The following is a 3,089-nucleotide window of genomic DNA, read 5'->3' as shown; positions in this document are numbered from 1 at the left end:
CCCCCGCCGCCCCCAACAGATGCCCAGTGGCCGACTTGGTGGAGGCAATCGCCACATCGGAGCCGCGCCCGAACACCGAGCGAATCGCCGCCAGCTCACCATTGTCGCCAACCTGGGTGGACGTCGCATGGGCATTGATATGCTGCACGTCTGAAGGGCTGACCGCAGCCTGGCGCAACGCCTGCTCCATCGCGCGCCGGGCGCCGTTGCCATCTTCCGGGCCGGCGGTCAGGTGGTAGGCATCGGCGCTGGTGCCGTAACCGACCAACTCCGCCAACGGCTGGGCGCCGCGGGCAAGGGCGTGCTCCAGCGACTCGATCACCAGCACCCCTGCCCCCTCGGCCATGACAAAGCCGTCGCGATCTCGATCGAAAGGCCGCGAGGCCTCTTGCGGGCGCTCGGCAAAACCGGTGGATAGCGCACGAGCGGCGGCAAAACAACCCAGGGTTACGCGATCTATCGCGGCTTCCGTCCCGCCGCATACGGCGATATCCGCCTCGCCGCTGCGGATGAGCCTGGCCGCATCGCCAATGGCCTGCACCCCCGCCGCACAGGCAGTGACCGGCGCACCGAGCGGACCTTTGAAACCGTGGCGGATGGACACGTGCCCGGCCGCCATGTTGGCAAGAACGGCCGGTGCCGTGAACGGTGACAATCGGCGCGGACCTCGCTCCTCAGTGGTGCGGACCGCACCGGCAATCGCGCCAAAGCCACCCACGCCCGAGGCGATGATCGTCGCCGTCCGCTCCTGGTCGTGGGCATCGGTCGGTTTCCAGCCCGCCTGTTGCAACGCTTCTTCGGCCGCCACCAGGGCGAACTCGATGAAGCGATCCATTTTCTTGCGATCCTTGGCGGGGATGATGCGCTCGGGGTCGTAACCGGCGATGGGGTCTTCTTCCAACGACGGCACCTGCCCGCCCACGGCCACGCCCGTCCCCTCGGTGATATCGCCAGACAAGAGACGAATGCCGGAGCGCCCAGCCAGCAAGCGCGACCAGACTTCTTCCACGCCACAACCCAGCGGGCCGACAATGCCCACGCCAGTGACGACGATGCGTTTTTGCCCTTGGGAAGTCATCATTTGAAACCTCTTCATTTGCTCAGTCGACGTTCATTGAATGGCTGGCTCACGCCAACGGTACTGCCGGGGTGTGCGCTGGCGCGTCAGGACGGATCTTGAACCAGATGTCGTACATCGCAGGCAGGAACACCAACGTCATGATGGTGCCGACGAACGTGCCGCCGATCAGCGTGTAGGCCAGCGTGCCCCAGAACACCGAGTGCGTTAGCGGGATAAAGGCCAGGATGGCCGCCATCGCCGTCAGCAGGACCGGACGCGCCCGTTGCACCGTGGCTTCGATGACCGCATGGAAGGGTTCCAACCCCTCTTGCTTGTTGTGATGGATCTGCCCGATCAGGATCAGCGTGATGCGCATCAGGATGCCCGAGAGCGCGATCAGGCCCACCAGGGCGTTGATCCCGAACGGTTGCTCGAAGATCAGCAACGTCGGCACCACCCCAATCAAACCCAGGGGCGCGGTGAGGAACACCATGATCATGGCCGAGATCGAACGCACCTGCACGATGATGATCAGCAGGGTCAGGGCCACCATGATCGGCACCAGCGGCACGATCGCCTTGCCGGCCTTGCCCGACTCCTCGATGGCGCCTGCCTGCTCGATCCGATAGCCGCTCGGCAGGGTGTCGATGATCGGCTGCAGGGCCTTGATGATCGCGCTCGATACGTCCGGTGGCTGCAAGCCTTCGGCAATGTCGCCGCGCACGGTCATGGTCGGGGTGCGGTCACGTCGACGAAGAATCGGATCCTCCATGCGCACATCGACCTCGCCCACCTGGGACAGCGGAATACGCTGGCCCGCCGCACCCACCAGGGTAAAGCCCTCGATCCTCGCCGGGTCGAGGCGAATGTCACCGGCCGCACGACCGACCACCTGCACCGAGCGGATGTCCTCGCGAACCGCCGTGATCGGCACCCCCGCCAGCAGGAACTGCAATTGCTGCGCGACCGCATTGGACGTCAGGCCTACCGCCTGCAAGCGGTCCTGGTCCAGGGTGAAATGCAACGTCGGCGTCAGTGGCCCCCAGTCGGTATTGACGGTCCGCATCAACGGGCTCGCCTGCATGACGCCCTGGACCTGCGCCGCGATCTCGCGCAACTTCGACGGATCCGGCCCCATCACCCGGTAGGCAACCGGATACGGTGAATACGGGCCGAACACCAGTTGCGTCACGCGGATGCGCGCCTCCGGGGCGAGGCCCTCGGCTGCCGCCTCGCGAAGACGGAACTTGAGGGTCTCGCGCGCTTCCTGGCTGTCGGTCAACACGACGATCTTGGCGAACGACGGATCGGGCAGTTCCGGCGCCATCGCCAGGTAGAAACGTGGCGCCCCCTGGCCGATGTAGGCCGTGACGATTTTCGCCTCGTCCTGTTTCTGCAACCAGGCCTCGACCTTGGCGGTGGTGGCGCCGGTCTGCTCGATGGAAGTGCCATAAGGCATTTGCACTTCGATCAGCACCTCGGGGCGATCGGAGGTCGGGAAGAACTGTTTCTTCACCAGGCCCATGCCGAGGATCGCCACGATAAATGTCGTGACCACTGTGCCGGCCACCCACCATTTGCGCGCGATGACCCGGGTCAGGACCTGGCGAAAACGATTGTAGTGGCGAGTGTTATAAATGGCTGCGTGGCCACCCTCGACCTGCTTGATGTCCGGCAACATCTTCACCCCCAGGTAAGGGGTGAACGCTACCGCCACCACCCAGGACGCGATCAGGGCGATACCGACGATCCAGAACATGTTGCTGGTGTACTCGCCGGCGGTCGACTGGGCGAAACCGTTGGGCATGAATCCGATCGCTGTCACCAGCGTACCGGACAACATCGGCGCGGCCGTATGGCTCCAGGCATAGGCGGAGGCCTTGATCCGGTCGTAGCCCTCCTCCATCTTCACCACCATCATTTCGATAGCGATGATGGCATCGTCCACCAACAACCCGAGCGCCAGGATCAGTGATCCCAGGGTGATGCGGTCAAAATTCTTGCCGGTAGCCGCCATGACCACGAACAC

General features: G+C 64.4%; 2 protein-coding genes. Both read right to left on the bottom strand.

The features are described 5' to 3' along the window. On the bottom strand, positions 1–1,081 hold a 1,081-nt coding region (locus HGO40_RS30325; RefSeq protein WP_250966041.1), incomplete at its 3' end, for a beta-ketoacyl-ACP synthase. Between the two features lie 46 nt (positions 1,082–1,127). Further along, positions 1,128–3,089: efflux RND transporter permease subunit (locus HGO40_RS30320; protein WP_250966040.1), on the bottom strand; the 1,962-nt coding region annotated here is incomplete at its 5' end.

Origin of the sequence: Pseudomonas sp. CG7 (assembly GCF_023701885.1) — a bacterium.
In the GTDB taxonomy this organism is placed as follows: Bacteria; Pseudomonadota; Gammaproteobacteria; order Pseudomonadales; family Pseudomonadaceae; genus Aquipseudomonas; species Aquipseudomonas zanjanensis.
Note: the sequence above shows the minus strand (reverse complement) of the source record. Positions and strands in the feature narration are given on the sequence as shown.